We start from the raw sequence: 19,260 nt of genomic DNA, 5'->3' as shown, positions 1-19,260 counted from the left end.
CAGGCCCTCGGCTTAGAAGCCCGAATCGGTGGCCTTGGGGTAGTGGGCGCGGGTCTTGCGGCGCATGTTTTCCGCGTTGAGCCGCCGGAAGAGCGCACGCCGCGGGTGACGGTCAGCACGGTAACGCAGTGGGTCGATCGCCGAGCGCTTGAGCGACTTGACGTGCCGCAAAAGCTCGGGATCGCGGATGTAATCGCGGTTGAGCATGCGCAGCGGAAGGACGTGGTAGAGCGCCTCGCGGGACAGGCGCTGGTCGGCGACGTCGTCTTCGCCGCTGATGTCCTGGAGGAACGCCTGCCACACGTCCACCCCGCCGGCCTTGAGATAGTAGTGATTGCGGCCAATGCGCGGGTTGAGGTCAAGCCAGTAGGCGGTGCCGGTGCGCGGATCGACCTTGACGTCGAGGGAGAAGAAGCCACGCAGGCCGACGGCGGTGGCGAGCCGGGCGCCGTCGTCCATGAGCTGGTCGTTGGGCACCACGTGGATAATGCCGGCGTTCCCAAGCAGACTTGGCTCGTGGTTGCCCAGCAGCACCCGGCCCGAGCCGATGGCGCTGACTTCGCCGCGACGGTTGATATAGCCGTTGACGACCCACTGTGTCGTGTCGTCACCCGGTATGAGCTCCTGGGCGGTGAGGGAAGCGTTGATACCGGCGTCGTGCCAGTCGCGTATGTGTGCGTCGGCCTGCGCAAGCGTGTCACAGGGCAGCACCTTGGCCATCCCGCGGGTGAAGAACACGGTCAGTTGGGAGCGCTCGTCGGGCTTGAGGACGATGGGGAAGGTCAGCTGGCTGAGAGTGGCAGCGGCAGCGTCGGGGGAGTCGGTACTGATGCGGTTTTGGCGCGGCGTCGCCAGACCAAGGTCAGTGGCGATGGCCGACAGGCGCGTCTTCGAATCAGCTATTGCGATGGCTTCCGCGGGTGCGTAGGGGAATATCCACGACCCCGGAAGTCGGTGGCGCAGCTCGCCGAGGAGCTGCACGTCTTCGTCCGTGTTGACGAGCGGCACGACGCGCTCGGTGGGAAACTCCTCGCCCAGTGCGAGCAGGAGCTCGGCAAACTTCTCCCGGTTCGTGATCGCGCGCGGCTCGGTGATGGCGAGGTCGAGGATCTTCGAATCGTCAATGAAGCCGCGGTGGATCTGGCTGTAGAGCCGCGGGCGGACTCCCGTGCTCTCGTGAATGAGGCGGGCCAAGGCGTAGTCACCCAAGTCCCACCCGAAAATGATGGGCAGGATGTCGGGCGATGTTGGCGTTGCCGGGGCGGTTTCGGGGGTGCGATCGTGGGGGCGGAGCGATTCGTTCGGGTCCTTCGGGGCAAACATGTTGCCATTCTACTGGGGGCGTGCGGGAGTGCGGCTGAATATCCGGGTCCGGTCCCGCCCAGCCAGGCTCGGTCCCGCCCGGACAGGCTCGGCCCCGCCCGGACAGGCTCGGCCCCGCTCCCGCTGTAGTAAGCTGACCCGCGCTGTAGTAATATGCGTCACATTGGTGCAGCGCGGATCAGATTAGTAGGGAGGCGGTCACGGGTGGGGTTCGGGTGTCGGCCATGCGCGGCAGTCACGGGGAGCTGCCACGGGCTGCGGCGGCCACGGGAGCAGCCGCGCGGGCCTCGGAACCCACAACCAAAACAAGAAACCCTCGCTTTCGCGAGGGTTTTACTTGTGGCTCCGACCGGCGTCGATCCGGTGACCTTTCGATTTTCAGTCGAACGCTCTACCAACTGAGCTACAGAGCCTAGTTAAGAAAAAGCCCGGGTAGCCGGGCAGTTTCTTGCGACCCTGACGGGACTTGAACCCGCGACCTCCGCCGTGACAGGGCGGCGCGCTAACCAACTGCGCTACAGGGCCAGATTGGAATTTCTTCCTGCTTCTGGCGAAGCCGTACCCCCAACGGGATTCGAACCCGTGCTACCGGCGTGAAAGGCCAGCGTCCTAGGCCACTAGACGATAGGGGCTCTTCCGTTTCCGGCTTTCACCGGGGAACGTCGATAAGCTTATGCGGATTTTACGATCTTGCCAAATTCGTTGGACGTGTTCTGTGCCACTGTTGTGGTTTTCGGCTTTCTGGCACTGATTTCTCTGGATTTCGCGAGGGAAATGGCGGTTGCTTCACCGTGCTGCCCTTCGGCGAAAACCCAGCTCAGGCGCGTAACGGTCGCACCGTTGCGCTTTTGTCCATGAGACCATGTCGGTTGACACGAGGTTTGCACGTTGACATGAGGTTTGCTGGATTGGTCGCGGGCGGGTTGGACGAGTGGGCCTGTGCCAGTTGATTGCGGTTGGTTGTGAGTGGTCCCAGGTGGCGGGGCTGTCCGCGATCGGGCGCAAGGTGTGGTGACGACGTCGGACCTAGACCGAAAGAGGAAGCTGAGTTGTGAGCGAAAAGGAGGTCTTTTTGTCGGAGGGGTCATTTAGCCTTGTCATATGAACCTCTTTGTCTATGAGCCCTTGATGGCGACGACCGATCCCGGCGGTGACGCGACCAGGAAAGACGTTGTGGAGACGGCTGTCGAAGCGACCTTCGACGCCGTGAAGATGATCGCCACGATAGGGGCTGGCTTGCTGCTGGGTCTGCTTGCAGGCCTAGTTTTTATCGCTATATTGCGAGTACTCGCGCGTCGAAGCAAGTATGATCCAATCTATAGCGCTGTCAGCAGGCGCGTGGAGATGCTATTTGCGGTGCTCGGCGCCTGGTTGGGTTTTCATTACCGGCTCGAGGTTATGCCAGCTGCTGCTCCGGAATGGCTCGCTTGGGTAGAGCACGCGTTTGTTATTCTTTTCCTTGTTGTTGCCACGTGGGCGTTGGCTGGACTTGTCGATGGCGTGACGCATGCGATCAACAACCGCATGGCGGAGACGTCCGAGGGGCGCGCCGCCCGGGTGAAGACCCAGACTCAGATTCTGCGTCGCGTCATCATTGCCTCCGTATGGCTACTTGGAATTGCGGGTGTTTTGCTCACCTTCCCGGGCGCTCGCGCGGCTGGTGCCTCCATCTTGGCATCGGCGGGAATCATTTCGGTGGTTGCCGGTCTTGCTGCGCAAACGACCCTGAGTAATGTTTTCGCAGGTCTTCAGCTGGCGTTCACGGATTCGATCCGCGTTGGCGACATCGTGATTCACAATGGTAACTACACCACCGTCGAGGAAATTACGCTCACGTATGTGGTGCTGGCGGTGTGGGACGGGCGCCGGATAATCGTGCCCTCCACGATCATGACCACGCAATCGTTCGAGAACTGGACGCGCCGAGCACCGGACATGACGGGTGACGTCATTATTACTGCGGACTGGGCCGTCCCGATCGACGCCGCTCGGCTGCGCCTCGAACAGATCCTTTCCAAGACGGATCTGTGGGACGGGCGAACTGGCGTGCTCCAGGTTGCCGATGCCTCGGCCACCGACCGGATCAATCTGCGGTGCGTGGTCTCGGCCAAGAACTCGCCCACGCTCACTGACCTGCGCAATCACGTCCGTGAGGAGATGGTGCGCTGGATTCAGGAGGAGGCCCCGCAGGCGATTCCGCGTGCCCGCTATTATGCCGACGAAAAGGGAGACCTTCGGCAGCGAAACGAGCAGACGATGGCACGCCTCCTCGAACGGGAGGAGGACAAGCCGCCGGTGTTCGAGCCGGAGCCGGAGTTCGGCGTCGCGCATCATGACACTCAGGAAACTGAAGTGATGTCGGCACGTGACGTGGAGAAGCTCCTCAGGATCTCCGTAGCTGAGCGTGAGGCGGAGCTGGATGATCGTGACGTGCCGAACGTCGAGGATCCAAGCCCGAAGAGTACCACGGTCAAGTCCGCAATTTTCTCCGGGTCACCGGAGGCGGAGGAGCGCGCTAAGGTCTTCGCAGGTCCGGGCGATGAGGCATATGAGGAGCGAAAGCGTAAACTCGAGGAAACTCGAGAAGACATGCAGACCGAAGAAACGGATCCGGACCTTAAGGAGAGGCAATGACGTTCAGCGTTATCAAGTCAGACGCCGAGTGGCGCAACCTTCTCACGCCGATGGAGTACAACGTGCTTCGGGAGGCCGGCACTGAGCGTCCCGGCACAGGCGAACTGCTGCATGAAAACCGCGCAGGGACCTATCATTGCCGTGCCTGCGACGCCGAGCTGTTCCGTTCAAGCACCAAGTTCGACTCCCACTGCGGTTGGCCCTCCTTCTATGACCCGAATGAGAAGGACGCCGTTGTTTATGTTGAGGATCGCTCGTTTGGGATGGTTCGCACTGAGGTTCAGTGCGCCACGTGCGGTTCGCACCTCGGGCACGTATTCCCGGATGCGCCGCAGACGCCAACCGGTAAGCGTTACTGCATGAACTCGGTGTCGCTACGCTTTGTGGCTGATAGTGACGTCGTGGATTCGGAAGAGGCTGCATCGGACGACGCCGCGGACGGCGTAACGCCCGGCGCGCCGGCCGTCGGCGAGGCTGGCCAGGCCGGCGAGTAGCGCGGACTGAGCGGGGGCTTTGATGCTGCGCGTTCTCACCTTCAACATTCAGTACGGCGAGCCCGTCCCTGCCTGCTCACCCGCGGCTGTCGCAGCGCTCGCGGATGGGAGAGGCGGCTCCGTCGGCTCTGGCCTTCGATCGGCGCGCGTGCTGGCGCGCGCCATTTCGGCACTGGGGGTCGACGTCGTCGGGATGCAGGAAGTCGATCGCGGCAAGATGCGCTCACACGGCGTCGACCAGCTTGATGTGGTCGCGCAAGAGTGCAGGATGACGCCGCTGTTTGCACAAACCAGACGGCGGTACGGCAACGGCCTGCTCACTCGATTGCCGGTCAAACGGGCTCGGGTGCTCAGGCTGGTCGGCCGCCGCACGCCATTCATTCACGACGGGCGACAAGGCGATTTTCTTTCCGAGCTTAAGCGGGGTCGTATTAACGGGTGGCGATTGAAGTGGCCCGATCGGCGCGCATGCCTATACGCCCAGTTGGACGGCCCGGAGGGGCCGCTCGTCGTGGGTGTTGCGCATCTGTCTACCGTGCGGGACGTCGCTCGGCGTCAGTTTCGGGACGTCCTGACCGGGTTCGACAAGTTCGCCCCGGGCATTCCGGCTGTGCTTATCGGGGATATGAACCTGCGGATCGAGCACGTGGAAGAAGAACTGGAGAAGCGCAATAATCGGCGTGGCACTCCGGGCAGCCGATTCGAGATTCTCCACCGGGGGAACGGGTCGCCCAGCTGGGCCCCGATCATCCAGATTGACCACGTTGTTGGCCGAGGCTTTGTTGGTGTCTCGAGTACGGTGATGCAGATGCCGGTGTCGGACCACGCGGCCGTCGTCGTCGAACTGGGCCAATCTGGCGATGAAGGCGAGGGGAACCCGCGTGGTCAAAAGTAGTGGAGTGTGGCGCGGTGAGGCCGGCCAGTACCTGACGGGGAGCCTAAATTTTACTGAGAACACGATGAGGTCGGCCGCGCCGGGCATGCTGCTGGCCTCGGGAATTATTCAATACTTGGGTGCATCGATCGCGGTGGCGCTTTTTGCGGCAGCAACTGTGAGTGCCGTGGCATGGGGCCGCGTGGCGGTGGGCGCGCTGGTGATGATGGCGTGGCGTCGGCCAGCCATCAAGGCGCGTCAGCTGTGGGTGCCGGCCGTGTACGGACTCGCGCTCGTTACGATGAACATGCTCTTTTATCAGGCGATTGCGCGAATACCATTGGGCACCGCCGTCGCGCTCGAGTTTCTTGGGCCGGTGATCTTGGCGGCCGTCACGGGGCGTGGCTGGCGGATCTGGGGCGGAATCGTCTTCGCGCTCACCGGCGTCTTCATGATTTCTTGGGTGGGGGTTGACCTTCGGGCTCCTGGCGTCGCGATGGGCGTTGCATGCGCGGTAGCGGCAGGTATCGCCTGGGCTGTGTATATGTGGCTCGCCTCGAAGGCGGCGCGCGCGGGCACGGGGCCGGACTCGCTAGCGATCGGCATGGCCATCGGCACGCTGGCCTACGCGTGGGTTGCTATACCGACCTTCGGTGTCATCCTCAGTGACCTCAAATTGTTGGGACTGATCGTTGCCGTCGGCCTGTTTTCGTCGGTGGTGCCCTATGTGCTGGAAGTGCTTATTGTGAGCAAAATCCCGGCTGGGAATTTCGCTCTTCTCAACGCGCTCTATCCGGCAACGTCGCTGGTGGTGGGAATGATCCTGCTCCGCCAGATACCAACGCTCGGAGAACTCGGCGGGCTCCTTCTCATCAGCGTGGCCGTCGTGCTGGTCTCGTTGAGGCCGCGCGGAAAACGCGGTGTGAGCGGGCATGAACTCGGGCGGCGCGGCTCAGGGGTGCAGCTTTAGCTTCCGGAAAGGTTGCCGGCAGGTAAGGGTCGGCCGCTGCGGATTTTCCACGCACGCAATATGTGGTTAGAATTGTGACAACCGGTGATGGCTTGGCTAGTCGCCGGGATCGCGCAAGCGAGGGCCTCTAGCTCAATTGGTTAGAGCTGCGGACTTTTAATCCGTAGGTTGTGGGTTCGAGTCCCACGGGGCCTACCATACTTTCGCCCGGGATCTCAACGAAAAGAGATGCCGGGCGAACTCTTGGTGTTGCGCTGTGTGCATTCGTGCCGGCCGGCGGCTCCTCAGTGTGAAACTCGTCCGTTTTATGGCGGTAGTCCAGGTAAAATAGAAGCCCCGGGTGCGTATCAGATGACAGAGGCAACACCGGGTCGCATATGCGAAAAGAATACCAGCGCGAACGTGAGCGGGCCGCAGCCGATACCGACGACCTCTGAGTCGGGCGTCAAACACGCCGCGCCGACCTCGCTTAACAACCACACGTAGAACGTGATCTGCGAGACAATAGAGCAACAGAGCAAGGAGGCAATCATGACAACACCACGTAGACCTGCACAGCTCAAGCCTGAGCAGATTGAGTTGATTGAAGGCGACGCCGACACGGCTGCCACCTCGGAGCTCGCCCACACCTCGGCGCAGGCCATCGTGCCTCTCGGCCCCGGGCGTGAGGAGGATCCTGAGGTTGTTGAGCGAGTGCTGACCTTGATCCGCGAGGAGGGGATCGACACGATTGCCGAGTCGTGGGTGAACTCTCCGGAGGAGTCCTTGCCGGGCGTGTTGTGGCGCGGTTTCCTGCTCTCGGAGTGGATTCGCCGCTACCCCGGTGAGGTTGAGGAGCGCTACGCCGCGGCCAGGCAAGCCTTGGGGCAGGCGGAGCCGAGTAAACTCGAGCAGGTGCCGGCTCCGCGGGATGTGCGCGCGAAGTGGGACAAGGTTTTTGAGGGAAACTTCAAGGGGGATTTTGCCGACGTTTTGCGTGGGTCGGCCCGCCTGACTGATTTCCTTGGCCGTGTGCAGCCCACCTGGATCGCCGACGACGCCCACCCGATGGCCACCGAGGTCACCCGCCGCGACACGGCGATGTTGCGTACGGCCGAGGAGTTCCGCGTTGCCGGCGAGCGCCTCATGAAGGGTTTCTTGGACTAGGCGCGACGCCGGTCGCCTCGCGCTAGCGCCTTCGCTCGCGTGCCGAGTCGGTTTGCCCAGGCGCGATCTCGCCGCGTGACGAGTGCGGTTTCGCCTGGGGCGGGAACGACATTTTTACATTGATACTTTGAGGCAAAGTTTGAGACGATTCGGATATGAGCGACAACTATTTTACCGACCAGCCTGAGGACGATTCCGCTCTCGTGGAGTCCACTCCGAGCGACCACCTTGACCTGGGGGAGGACATCCCGATTCCGGCGTTGGAGGAGCTCCTCGACGAAGATGAGGAGCTCGGCGACCTGACTTCTCAGGAGATGGCGGACCTGCGGGCGCGGGTGCTTGAGGGGATGCGCCTGGGGGCGTCGGTGTCCACGGAAGACCTCGTGAACGAGGCGGAGAGCCTCGTGCGTGAGGCCGAAGCCGAGGAGGCGATGCGTGCCAGCGAACTGCCCGAGGGTCGCTTCCTAGACCGCGAGCTGTCATGGCTGGCGTTTAACGAGCGAGTCCTTGAACAGGCGGAAGACCAGGACCTTCCGGTGCTCGAACGCGCGTGGTTCCTGGCGATTTTCGCCTCGAATCTCGATGAGTTCTACATGGTGCGCGTGGCGGGGTTGATGCGTCGTATCGCGACGGGCATGGCGGTGACGAAGGCGTCGGGCCTGACTCCTCGCCAGACGCTCGAGGGCATCACGGCCCGGACGAAGGAGCTGCAGGAACGCCACGCGCGCGTTTTCGCGCAGGACGTCCAGCCCAAGCTTGCCGAGGTCGGGATCGTCATCCAGCACTGGTCGGAGCTGGGGGAGACGGAGCAGGATCGCCTGTCCAAGTTCTTCCGTAAGCAGATCTTCCCGGTCCTCACGCCGCTGGCGGTGGATCCGGCCCACCCCTTCCCCTACATCTCAGGACTGTCGCTCAACCTTGCTGTACTGGTGCGCAACCCGAAGAATGACAAGGAGCTCTTCGCCCGCGTCAAGGTTCCTCAGCTCCTGCCACGTTTCATCGCGGTGGATTCGGAGGGCCGGCCCTATCGCCCGGAGGACGTTCCTGCTGATGAGCACGGGAAGACCACCTACATTCCGCTCGAAGAGGTGATCGGCGCCCACTTGGAGGCGCTCTTCCCGGGCATGGAAGTGGTGGAGTATTCGACCTTCCGCGTGACCCGCAATGAGGATCTTGAGGTTGAGGAGGACGACGCCGAGAACCTCCTCAAGGCCCTCGAGCGGGAGCTTCTGCGGCGTCGTTTTGGCCCGGCCGTCCGCCTTGAGGTCGAAAATGACATCTCCAAGCGCGTCTTGCAGATGTTGACGCGTGAGCTTGGAGTCCGCGACGAAAACGTCCTTCACCTTCCTGCGCCCCTCGACTTGACGGGCTTGAACGTCATCCATGACCTCGATCGTCCGCAGCTGAAGTACAGGAAGTTCGTGCCCGTGACGGCTCGTGGTATTTCCGATGTGGAGTCCTCCCGTTCCCCGGACATTTTCGCGGCCATCCGCCGCAAGGAGATCCTTGTTCATCATCCCTACGAGTCGTTCTCGACGTCGGTCCAGCACTTTATCCGCCAGGCCGCGGATGACCCGAAAGTGCTTGCGATCAAACAGACCCTCTACCGTACGTCAGGCAATTCTCCGATCGTTGACGCGCTGATCCGCGCAGCGAACGCCGGCAAGCAGGTCCTCGCCGTCGTCGAGATCAAGGCCCGCTTCGACGAGGAGAACAACATCGAATGGGCGCGCAAGCTGGAACAGGCCGGCGTCCACGTGGTCTACGGAATCGTGGGGTTGAAGACGCACTGCAAGCTGTCGCTCGTCGTGCGCCAAGAATCGGACGGGCTGCGCCGGTATGTGCACGTGGGCACGGGCAATTACAATCCGAAGACCGCGCGCGGCTACGAGGATCTTGGCCTGTTCACGTGCGAACGCGACGTCGGCCAGGACCTGACGCGCCTGTTCAACCAGCTGTCCGGATACGCTCCGAAGGCGAAGTTCCATCGTCTCCTCGTGGCGCCGACGGGCATCAGGTCGGGCCTCATTGAGCGCATCGAGGCCGAGATCGCCAACAAGGAGGCAGGCAAGCCGGCGTGGATTCGCTTCAAGGCCAACTCGGTGGTTGACGAGCGAATGATTGACGCCCTGTATCGCGCCTCCCAGGCGGGCGTCCCGGTCGACATCCAGGTGCGCGGCATCTGTTGCCTGCGCGCGGGCATCCCAGGCCTGTCGGAGAACATCAAGGTCCGGTCGATCCTGGGTCGATTCCTCGAGCATTCGCGCGTTTACGCGTTCTGTAACGACGGCGACCCGGAGGTGTGGATCGGTTCGGCCGATCTCATGCACCGTAATCTCGACCGCCGCATCGAGGCGCTCATCCGCATTGTGGAGCCCGATCAGATCGAGTACCTGGTGGAAATGGTTCGCCGCGCCACGTCGGACGCGGTCCAGTCCTGGCATATGATGGCTGACGGCTGGAAGCACGTCACGCGCGACGCCGATGGCAACCTGCTCGCCAATACCCAGGACGAGCTGATGGCCCGGGCGCGCGCAACCGTCGCGGATCACCGCTAAACCGCGGGTTTCGCGGCTCCGGCCGGCGGCGTCGTGTCGGCGTCGTGACGCGAACCAGCAGCACAGGAGGTTAAGCGTGCCCAAACCAGACGTCCGGGGTGCCGGTGCTATCGTGTGGCGGCAGCGCGAACAGCTGGAAGTCCTCGTGGTTCACCGCCCAACTTGGGACGACTGGTCCTTCCCCAAAGGCAAGGTCAAGAGCGGGGAGAGCCTTCACGAGTGCTGCGTGCGCGAGATGCGTGAGGAGACGGGGCAACACGTCACGCTCGGGGCACCGCTCGGCTGGCAGCACTACACGATCGCCGGCGGGAAGCTGAAGGAAGTGCGCTACTGGCTGGCCACACCCACTCCCAAGTCCCACCCGTCCCTCGCGGCGCGCCCCAAGGTCAAGCGCGCCTCGAAGAAGGAAATCGACGAGGTGCGTTGGGTCGGCGTCGAGCAGGCCAAGAAGTTGCTGTCCATCGACGGCGACCGGCAAATGCTGGCGCGCATGATCCACCTGTGGCAGGCCGGCCACCTCGCCACGACCCCGCTCCTGCTGGCCCGGCATGCGCGCGCCAAGAAGCGTTCGGCGCACCAGGGTGGCCGCGGCCCGGAGGACACACGGCCCCTGACCAAATCCGGGGCCAAACGGGCGGCGCGGCTGGCCCAGATCCTCTCCGCGTACGGCGTGGAGCGAATCGTCACCTCCCCGTGGAAGCGCTGCGTGGACACGGTCGCACCCTACGCGCAGGCCACCGGCCTCGCCCTCGAGGCCCACGAGCAACTGACCGAGGCCGCCCACGCCTCCGACCCGGGCAAGGTGGCAGACTTTGTTCACGACGCCGTCGCCCACCTGGCACGCCCGAGCGTCGTCTGCCTTCACCGGCCCACACTCCCCACGGTCCTCTCCGCCCTCGGCGCCCTCACGCCGCGGGCGTTTGCCCGGCACTTGCCGCACGCCGACCCGTGGCTGAAGACCGGCCAGGCGCTCGTGGTCCACATCGCCCGCCAAGGCAATGAGAGCACCGTGGTCGGGATAGAAAAGGTGCGGGCCTCCTGACGCGCGCCGGCCGAGCCGGAAAGCCGATGCGGCGGGCCCGCGACTGATGGCGTGACGATCAGCGACGGCGTCGTCAACGTTCACCAAATGTTAACCGGGCGTGTGCTGGCCGGAAATCTTGGCCCTTTAATGTTGGGCGTGGTGAGGGGGACACCCTCCACGACCAACATTCAAAAGGATGGAACACAGTGAAGACTAACCGCGCAGTCGCCTCAATCGCCGCCATGACGCTCGCACTGGGCCTCGCCGCCTGCTCCGACCCCAACCAAGGCACAACAAGCAACGGCACCACCACCGCCACCAGCACCTCGGGGACGATCAACGGCTCGGGGGCCTCCTCCCAGGTCAACGCACAGCAGGCCTGGAGGGACAACTTCACCGCGGCCTCGGGCACAATCGTCAACTACGAGGCCACGGGCTCAGGAACCGGTCGCGACCAGTTCATCTCCGGCGTCGTCGACTATGCCGGCACCGACTCGATGCTCAAGCCGGAAGAAATCACGGCCGCCACCGATCGTTGCGGCGGCGAAAGCCCCATCGAGGTCCCGCTCTACATCTCGCCGATCGCGATCGCCTTCAACCTCGAAGGCGTCACGTCGGTGAACATGTCCGCCGAGGTCATTGCCAAGATCTTCGATCAGAAGATCACAACGTGGAACGATCCGGCCATCGCCGTGCTCAACGACGGCGTCGCCCTACCCGACCTGCCCATCATCCCTGTTAACCGCGCCGACGACTCGGGCACCTCGAAGAACTTCCAGCAGTACCTCGTGGAGTCCTCTACGGCGTGGGACTACAAGCCGGCAGACACGTGGCCGATCACCGGCACGCAGTCGGCGGAAAAGACCTCCGGCGTTGTCAACCTCGTCAAGTCCACTCCGGGTGCCATCACCTACGCGGACGCCTCGCAGATCGGCGACCTGGGAACCGTGGCCGTCGAAGTGTCGGGCAAATTCCTCGCCTACTCGCCCGAAGCTGCCGCCGCGATCGTCGACAACTCGGCGCCCGCCAAGGACGCCACCGACCGCATCCTCGCTGTTGACCTCAAGCGCGACGGCTCCGTCGAGGGCGCATACCCGGTGGTCATGGTCTCCTACCTAGTGGCGTGCACGCAGTACGACAACGCGGGCACGGCTAAGGCAGTAAAGGACTACTTCACCTACATGGCCTCCGAGGACGGACAGGAGGCGGCAGCCGCCGCCAACGGCGGAAACGCCCCCATCTCCGACACGCTCCGCAAGCAGGCCATGGGCGCGATCGACCAGATCAAGACCAACTAGAACTCTGCACGCGCGGCCGGCCGGTAGCTCGCCGGCTGGCCACGTCCATGCACGATCGGAGTTTTCGTGGACCAACTTACGAGCGCCCGTCCCAAAATCCGCTTCGGTGACCGCGCCTTTGCCGGCATCTCGAACACCGCCGGAGTTTCCATCCTCGCGTTGCTAGCCGCTGTGTTCATCTTCTTGCTCGTCTCCTCTGGGAACGTGCTGGTCGCCTCCGGGCAAGACATCATCAAGCACGTCGGCTTCGCCCGTGGCATGACGTTTTGGCAGTTCGCTGGCATCACCGTCTTCGGGACCCTACTGGCCGCCCTCATCGCACTGATCATCGCAGTCCCCTTCGCGGTCGGCATCGCCCTGTTCATCTCCCACTATGCGCCGCGCCGCCTGGCCGCGGCATTCGGTTACGTGATCGACCTGCTAGCTGCCATCCCCTCGGTCGTCTTCGGCCTGTGGGGGATGTGGACGCTGGAGCCGCTCATGCGGCCAGTGTTCACTTGGATCTCAGGCGTCCTCATGCCACTGTTCACCTTCATCTCTGGCAAGCCCGCGGCAGACGCAGCCGGCGGCGGCGCCTGGGAAGGCGGGCTGCCCGGGCTATCGTGGCTGGCCCAGAACTACCAGTGGTGGCCGTTGCGTGCCGACGCCGCCGCGTTCGTTCCGCCGGGGCGCAACATCCTCATGGGCGGGCTCATCCTCGCCATCATGATCCTGCCCATCATCACCTCTCTCAGCCGCGAAGTCTTCAACCAAACCCCACGTCTCCAGGAAGAAGCCTCTCTCGCCCTCGGCGCCACCCGCTGGGAAATGATCAAGATGGTGGTGCTCCCTCACGGCCGCTCCGGCGTCGTCTCAGCTTCCATGCTCGGACTCGGGCGCGCCCTCGGTGAGACCATGGCCCTGCTCATGGTGCTCTCGCCAGGAATGATGGTCAACTTTAAGCTCATGAGCCCCGGTCAGCACTCCACCATCGCTTCCCAAATCGCCCTCCGATTCCCCGAAGCCTCGGGCCTCGAATCCGATTTCCTCATCGCGCTGGGCCTGATCCTCTTCGTCATCACCTTCGCGGTCAACTTCATCGCCCGCGCTATCGTCGCCCGCTACGCCGAGTTCTCAGGAGCCAACGCATGACCACCGCCGTCATCGCCGCCACGCCGCAAAAACACCTGCCGGCCTGGTTCAACATCGCCGTGCTTGGCGGAGCAATCGTTCTCGCCGTGGCGGCTGCGCAGGTAGTCAACTCGGGCGTGGTCGGCGTCGTGACATTCCTCGTGCTGTACCTGTCCGCCGTGAGCATCGCCGGCTTCGGGGTGGAAGGCAAGCGCTACGGCGCCGACCGCCTCATGACCTCACTCATTACCGGAACCTTCATCGCCGCCGTCATCCCGCTTGTCTCGTTGCTGTGGACGGTGCTCGTCCAGGGGTGGACGCGCATGAGCGAGTCCGGCTTCCTCACCGCCACCACCTTCGGCCAATCCATGGCAGGATCCGAGACGGGAGCCGGGCACGCCGTCGTTGGCACGCTACTCATCACCGGGATGGCGGCGCTCATCGCCGTACCCCTCGGCGTACTCACCGCCGTCTACCTCGTCGAATACGGAAGCGGGAAGCTTAAGCGGGCCATCACGCTCATGGTGGACATCATGACGGGAATCCCCTCCATCGTCGCGGGCCTCTTCGCCGCAGCCATGATCCCCATGATCAACCAGGCCCTCTTCGGCCAGGCCCAATTCAAGAACGGCTTCGCCGGCGCCATCGCCCTCGTGGTGCTCATGACGCCGATCGTCGTGCGAAACACCGAAGAAATGCTGCGCCTCGTCCCCAACGAGCTACGCGAAGCCTCCTATGCCCTCGGCGTGACCAAGGCCGGAACCATCATCCGGGTCGTGCTCCGCACCGCCGTCTCCGGCATCATCTCCGGCATCTTCATCGCCACCGCACGCATCATCGGCGAATCCGCGCCGCTTATGATTACCGCCGGTACCACCGACTTCTACAACTACAATATCTTTAGCAACCAGATGTACACCTTGCCGGTTTACGTCTACAACCAGTACGTCTCTGGAAACTCCGCCGAGGCCTGGGCGGGCGCCCTCCTGCTCATCCTCATCGTCCTGGTTCTCAACCTGTTGGCCCGCTGGATCGCCAAACACTTCGCCCCCAAAGGCGAAAAGTAACCGGCGGCCGAGAAAGGAAACTTCATGACTGAAGGCATCAAGGTTCGCGACCTCAACATTTTCTACGGTGACTTCCTCGCCGTCGAAAATGTGAACGTGGATATCGAGTCGCGGTCCATCACCGCGCTTATCGGCCCCTCGGGTTGTGGCAAATCCACCTTCCTGCGGTCGCTCAACCGCATGCACGAGGTGATTCAGGGCGCGCACGTCGAGGGCCTCGTGCAGATCGATGGTGAGAACATTTACGCAGGCGGAGTAGACCCAGTGCAGGTGCGCCAGCACGTGGGCATGGTGTTCCAGCGCGCAAACCCGTTCCCGACCATGTCCATCGCAGACAACGTGCTGGCCGGCATGCGCCTCAACAACAAGAAGCTACCCAAGGACGTCGGCGAGCAGATTGTCGAAGAATCCTTGCGCGGTGCCAACCTGTGGGAAGAGGTTAAAGACCGTCTGGGCCGCCCGGGCTCCTCACTTTCCGGCGGGCAGCAGCAGCGCCTGTGCATCGCGCGCGCAATCGCCGTCAAGCCCCAAGTGCTCCTCATGGATGAGCCGTGCTCGGCACTCGACCCCATCTCCACCCTCGCCATCGAAGACCTCATGCAAGAATTGCAGAAGGACTACACGATCGTGATCGTCACGCACAACATGCAGCAGGCGGCCCGCGTTTCGCAAAAGACCGGCTTCTTCAACATCGAGGGAACGGGCAAGCCCGGCCACCTCGTCGAGTTCGACGACACGGAGAAGATCTTCTCCAACCCCACCCACAAGGAGACCGAGGACTACGTGTCTGGCCGTTTCGGATGACGCGCGGCTTCTTGCCGACGGCGCCGACCGCGCACCGGCGGGCGTCGGCCGGCGTCCGCATCTAGGGCGCTGAGCCCTAGCCACACAAGATGAGGGTGGCACCCGCGGGTGCCACCCTCATCTTCACGCTACACAAAAAGGTGAAGTAGCAGGCTGAAGGCCGCCGCAACGAGTCCGGCCGCCGGGAACGTAATGAACCACGCTCCCACGATGTTGCCAGCCGTGGACCACCTCACCGCGGAACGCCGGGTGGTCGCACCGACGCCCATGACCGAGGAGGTGATGGTGTGGGTCGTCGAGATCGGTGCGTGCCAGATGAAAGCGGTCGTGTACAGAACCGAGGCGGCGACCGTCTCGGCGGCGAAGCCCTGGGCCGGGTTGAGATCCGCGATCTTCGTGCCGAGGGTCTTCATGATGCGCCAACCACCCGAGTACGTGCCCAGCGAGATGGCCCCCGCCGCAGCCAGCTTGACCCACAACGGGATCGTCGTGCCCTGGTGATAACCGCCGGCGATGAGCGCGATGACAATGACACCCATCGTCTTTTGGGCATCTTGTAGACCATGGCCGAGTGCAATTGCCGCCGCCGAAATCGTCTGTGCCACACGGAATTTCTTCATCGTTGATTTATGAGCCGCATGCTGGAATAGCCGGCGGATGATCGACATGGTAAGGAAAGCCAACGCGAAACCAACGAACGGCGAGAGGAACATGGGGATGATGACCTTCGTGCCAATGACCGCCCAATGGACGGAGAAAGAGGCAACGAGCCCTGCACCCGCAAGGCCACCGATCAGGGCATGCGAACTCGACGAGGGAAGGCCGAGCCACCAAGTCACAAGATTCCAGGTCACCGCACCGATGAGGCCCGCAATGACGACGAGGAGCCCGGAGACCCCGTCCGATGGCGAAACCTCCACAATTCCAGAACCAATTGTTTCAGCGACGCCGGTTCCCAGCAGCGCCCCCACAAAATTCATGCACGCCGCCATAAGCAGCGCAACCTTCGGGGTCAGTGCCCGGGTGGCAACGGAGGTTGCGATGGCGTTGGCGGCGTCGTGAAAACCGTTCGTGTAGTCGAAGGCCAGCGAAATCGCGACCACCAGAATCACTAGCGCAAGAATAGGATCCAAGGCTTAGGACTCCTTGAGCGTGAGCAACTCGATGCCGCTGGCGAGGGTTTCGAAGGAGTCCACGGCGGCCTCGTAGGAATCGAGTGTGATCTTGCGGGCTAGGATATCCTTCCCGGAGCGCTCGGAGGCGAACAAATCGATAATGAGTTCGCGGTAGATCTGGTCAGCACGGTTTTCGAGGTTGTTGATCTCGAGCCACTCGGTGCGGATGGAAGGCTCAATCTTCTTCAGCTTGCCGATGGCGGTCACGGCGTGCTCCGCACACTGGATGATGATGTCGGTCATTTCAAAAAGACGCGAAGGAACTTCGCCAATGCGGTAAAGCACGAGGTTGTTGCCGGCTTCGTCGATCATGTCCACGCAAGTGTCGATCTGCCCGGTGAGCTGGATGAGGTCGCCGCGATCGTAGGGGAGGATGAACCGCGTGCCGACTTCCTTGAGCACCATGTGCGATGCTGTGTCGGCCTGGTTTTCGATGTCATGGAGTTTGACGTTGAGGTCGGCGCGTGCTGCCGAGTCCGCACTCACCATGTCCGCCAGCACCTTGGCTGACCTAACGAGGTGGGTAGCCTGCTCGTTGAGTAGACCTTGAACTGCGTGTTGACCGTTGAACCGGCCAAAGAATCCAGCCATGGGGCATTAGCCTCCGCAAATAATTGGTGAATACCTACCAGTCGCAAGACTACGTGAGGAAGAATCTCTTTTCCAAGGTTTGGCGGGCGTGCGGCTTTGATTTTCAGGGTTCGGCGCTCATAAAGTGGCCGTCACGGCACAAACCTAGGACCTTATGGGAAGCTTGAGGCGGTTCACGACGCCGTCGCTCACCTCGTGCCGCTCGCTGACGGCCCGTTCGGCTCGGCTTCTGAGAGACGACGCTTCGGCGTCGTGGGACTGCGTTTCGGCGTCGTTGGCTCGGCGTCGCGGGGCTGCCTTGGCCCGAAGACGGCCGCGTTGTTGACGAAGGAGAAAGATATGCAGGCGTTGCAAGAATGGCTCGATCAGATGATGGGTCCGGCCACGGGTGTTCTCTCGGCTGTCAACGATTGGCTTTACACGTGGGTCATGATTGCGATGCTCGTGGGTACTGGCATCTTCCTGACGTTTCGAACTCGTGGCCTGCAGATTCGCCATTTCGGTGAGATGGTGCGCTACGTGGGGAAGTCACGCCAGGGATCCCAGGGCGGTATTTCGTCGTTCCAGGCGTTTGCCATGGGGATGGCGACTCGCATCGGAATCGGCAACATCACGGGTGTGGCACTGGCGCTCATTCTGGGAGGCCCTGGCGCGCTTTTCTGGATGTGGCTCGTGGCTATTTTTGGCATGGCCACAGCGTTTGCGGAGGCCACGCTCGCCCAGATCTTCAAGTCTGCCCACCACGATGGCACCTTCCGCGGCGGCCCGGCGAATTACGTGCTGCGCGGGCTGCGCTCGCGGCCGCTTGCCGTGAGTTTCGCGGTGGCGATGGTGTTTTCGATGTTCGTGGCGATGCCGATGGTGCAGTCGAACACGATCGCGGGCGTGCTCAACGCCTCCCAGGGCGTCCCCGGTTGGGTGACGGGCCTAGTCGTCGCGGTCCTGACCGCTTTGGTCGTCTTCGGTGGCGTTCGTGGCGTCGCTCGCGCGACGGAGATCATTTCCCCGGCCATGGCTATCGCCTACCTTGTGGTGGCCTTCATCGTGGTCGCGGTCAATATCGGGCACGTGCCGGCGTTCTTCTCCGACGTGTTCTATTCGGCCTTCGGGTTGCGCGAGGCGCTCGCGGGCACTGCGGGCGGCTTGCTTGCGGCGTTGATTAACGGTTTACGCCGGGGCTTGTTTTCGAATGAGGCAGGCATGGGCACCAACCCGAATGCGGCAGCTACCGCGACGGTGGCCCATCCCGTTCAGCAGGGGCTCATCCAGTCTTTCGGTGTTTTTGTTGACACGATGGTGATTTGCACGGCTACCGGATTCGTCATCATGACCTCTGGCGTGTTGGACCTTGCGAAGGCCACCCCCGATGACGCCGGGCATCTGACCACCACCGCCATCACCCAGACCATGGGCGGCTGGATGGGCTGGCCCGTGGCGATCATGATTTTCTTCTTCGGTTTCTCATCCATCCTCGGTGCATACGCCTACGGCGAGGCAAACCTCGTGTTCTTGCGGGCCTCGCGTCCGGTTCACATGGCGGCGAAGGTTGCGATTGTGACGTTTTCTTTCGTCGGCGCGATCCTTGCGTTGACGTTTGTGTGGGCGCTGATGGACGTGGCGATGTTCGTGGTCACGGTGCTGAATCTGGTCGGCGTGATTTCGCTGTCGGGCTGGGTGGTGGCCGCGTTGCGTGACTACGAGCGGCAAAAATCCGACATCGTGCGCGACGGCTTTATTGAAGTCGACGACGCCGGTACTCCCCGCCGCGTCACCGAGCCCGTGTTCGTCCCGGCCCGCGCCGACCTGCCCGGCGCCCTCGACGGCGACGTGTGGGCCGGCGCCGTCAACTCGGCTCGGCGGGCGTAGGGCTGGCGGGCACGGCTGGCGGGCTCGGACCCCGGCCAGGCCCGACCCCGGAACCGCCCCCAGGCAAAGGGAAGGGCCGCACGAGAAGGTGCGGCCCAACGCTTAGGACACCGAACCCGAGAGCGCCTGTCGGCGCGAAGGCCGCTCGTAGCGGCAAATATTTGGAGCCCGGGGCTTTCGCGATCCGGTGTCTTGGTTAAAGCCTAACCGAGGATCGCTGGCTTGTCACTACCCGGCAGGTGCACGCTTTCCGACGTGATGAGGCTCGGGCGCACGTCTTCCTAAGTTGTTTTAAATTGGCCACAAGGTGGGCCTTTGCGAGGTAA

Annotated in this window: 15 protein-coding genes and 4 tRNA genes; 13 read left to right on the top strand and 6 right to left on the bottom strand. The window is 62.9% G+C overall.

Annotated elements, in window-relative coordinates:
- Positions 1-12: 12 nt before the first annotated feature.
- The 4 genes from HLG82_RS08470 to HLG82_RS08455 form a co-directional block, all read right to left on the bottom strand.
- Positions 13-1,323: a carboxylate--amine ligase gene (locus HLG82_RS08470; protein WP_193326405.1), complete on the bottom strand. Its 1,311-nt coding sequence runs from the start codon at positions 1,321-1,323 to the stop codon at positions 13-15.
- Between the two features lie 340 nt (positions 1,324-1,663).
- Positions 1,664-1,736: transfer RNA gene (locus HLG82_RS08465), tRNA-Phe, on the bottom strand.
- 38 nt (positions 1,737-1,774) lie between these two features.
- A tRNA-Asp gene (locus tag HLG82_RS08460) sits at positions 1,775-1,848 on the bottom strand.
- A gap of 34 nt (positions 1,849-1,882) precedes the next feature.
- Positions 1,883-1,955 (bottom strand) — tRNA-Glu (locus HLG82_RS08455).
- 469 nt (positions 1,956-2,424) lie between these two features.
- On the opposite strand from HLG82_RS08455, the gene HLG82_RS08450 reads away from it, so the two are divergent.
- The 12 genes from HLG82_RS08450 to pstB all read left to right on the top strand — a co-directional run bounded on the left by HLG82_RS08450 (position 2,425) and on the right by pstB (position 15,302).
- Positions 2,425-3,957, top strand: a complete 1,533-nt coding sequence (locus HLG82_RS08450; RefSeq protein WP_193326404.1) for a mechanosensitive ion channel family protein — start codon at positions 2,425-2,427, stop codon at positions 3,955-3,957.
- Positions 3,954-4,451, top strand: a complete 498-nt coding sequence (gene msrB, locus HLG82_RS08445) for a peptide-methionine (R)-S-oxide reductase MsrB (RefSeq protein WP_193326403.1) — start codon at positions 3,954-3,956, stop codon at positions 4,449-4,451. Before HLG82_RS08450 ends, msrB begins: the two co-directional genes overlap by 4 nt.
- 22 nt (positions 4,452-4,473) lie before the next feature.
- Positions 4,474-5,346 carry an endonuclease/exonuclease/phosphatase family protein gene (locus tag HLG82_RS08440; RefSeq protein WP_193326402.1) on the top strand — a complete coding sequence of 291 codons (873 nt, stop codon included), beginning with the start codon at positions 4,474-4,476 and terminating at the stop codon, positions 5,344-5,346.
- 4 nt (positions 5,347-5,350) lie between these two features.
- A complete protein-coding gene (locus tag HLG82_RS08435) occupies positions 5,351-6,295 on the top strand; it encodes an EamA family transporter (RefSeq protein ID WP_193326401.1) in 945 nt (314 codons plus the stop codon).
- A 121-nt stretch (positions 6,296-6,416) separates the two neighbouring features.
- Positions 6,417-6,493: transfer RNA gene (locus HLG82_RS08430), tRNA-Lys, on the top strand.
- A 333-nt stretch (positions 6,494-6,826) separates the two neighbouring features.
- Positions 6,827-7,441 carry a hypothetical protein gene (locus HLG82_RS08425; protein ID WP_193326400.1) on the top strand — a complete coding sequence of 205 codons (615 nt, stop codon included), beginning with the start codon at positions 6,827-6,829 and terminating at the stop codon, positions 7,439-7,441.
- A gap of 155 nt (positions 7,442-7,596) precedes the next feature.
- Complete coding sequence (locus HLG82_RS08420; RefSeq protein WP_216858928.1) at positions 7,597-9,999, top strand: RNA degradosome polyphosphate kinase; 2,403 nt, start codon at positions 7,597-7,599, stop codon at positions 9,997-9,999.
- A 76-nt stretch (positions 10,000-10,075) separates the two neighbouring features.
- Complete coding sequence (locus HLG82_RS08415) at positions 10,076-11,041, top strand: NUDIX hydrolase (RefSeq protein ID WP_193326399.1); 966 nt, start codon at positions 10,076-10,078, stop codon at positions 11,039-11,041.
- A 188-nt stretch (positions 11,042-11,229) separates the two neighbouring features.
- A complete protein-coding gene (locus HLG82_RS08410; protein WP_246462337.1) occupies positions 11,230-12,321 on the top strand; it encodes a phosphate ABC transporter substrate-binding protein PstS in 1,092 nt (363 codons plus the stop codon).
- A 66-nt stretch (positions 12,322-12,387) separates the two neighbouring features.
- A complete protein-coding gene (locus HLG82_RS08405; protein WP_246462339.1) occupies positions 12,388-13,452 on the top strand; it encodes a PstC family ABC transporter permease in 1,065 nt (354 codons plus the stop codon).
- Positions 13,449-14,498, top strand: coding sequence for a phosphate ABC transporter permease PstA (gene pstA / locus HLG82_RS08400; protein WP_193326398.1), 1,050 nt, complete (start codon positions 13,449-13,451; stop codon positions 14,496-14,498). Before HLG82_RS08405 ends, pstA begins: the two co-directional genes overlap by 4 nt.
- 24 nt (positions 14,499-14,522) lie before the next feature.
- Entirely contained in the window at positions 14,523-15,302 is a 780-nt protein-coding gene (pstB, locus tag HLG82_RS08395; RefSeq protein WP_193326397.1) for a phosphate ABC transporter ATP-binding protein PstB, read from the top strand.
- Between the two features lie 128 nt (positions 15,303-15,430).
- Here pstB and HLG82_RS08390 read toward each other — a convergent pair whose 3' ends face one another.
- Positions 15,431-16,435: an inorganic phosphate transporter gene (locus HLG82_RS08390; protein WP_193326396.1), complete on the bottom strand. Its 1,005-nt coding sequence runs from the start codon at positions 16,433-16,435 to the stop codon at positions 15,431-15,433.
- A gap of 3 nt (positions 16,436-16,438) precedes the next feature.
- Positions 16,439-17,068, bottom strand: a complete 630-nt coding sequence (locus HLG82_RS08385) for a DUF47 domain-containing protein (RefSeq protein ID WP_193326395.1) — start codon at positions 17,066-17,068, stop codon at positions 16,439-16,441.
- A 195-nt stretch (positions 17,069-17,263) separates the two neighbouring features.
- Between HLG82_RS08385 and HLG82_RS08380 the strand changes: the two genes are divergently transcribed.
- A complete protein-coding gene (locus HLG82_RS08380) occupies positions 17,264-18,934 on the top strand; it encodes an alanine/glycine:cation symporter family protein (protein WP_255313876.1) in 1,671 nt (556 codons plus the stop codon).
- Positions 18,935-19,260 lie beyond the last annotated feature (326 nt).

The organism is Trueperella pecoris, assembly GCF_014926385.1.
GTDB lineage: Bacteria > Actinomycetota > Actinomycetes > Actinomycetales > Actinomycetaceae > Trueperella > Trueperella pecoris.
This window is presented reverse-complemented; position numbering and strand designations above follow the sequence as displayed.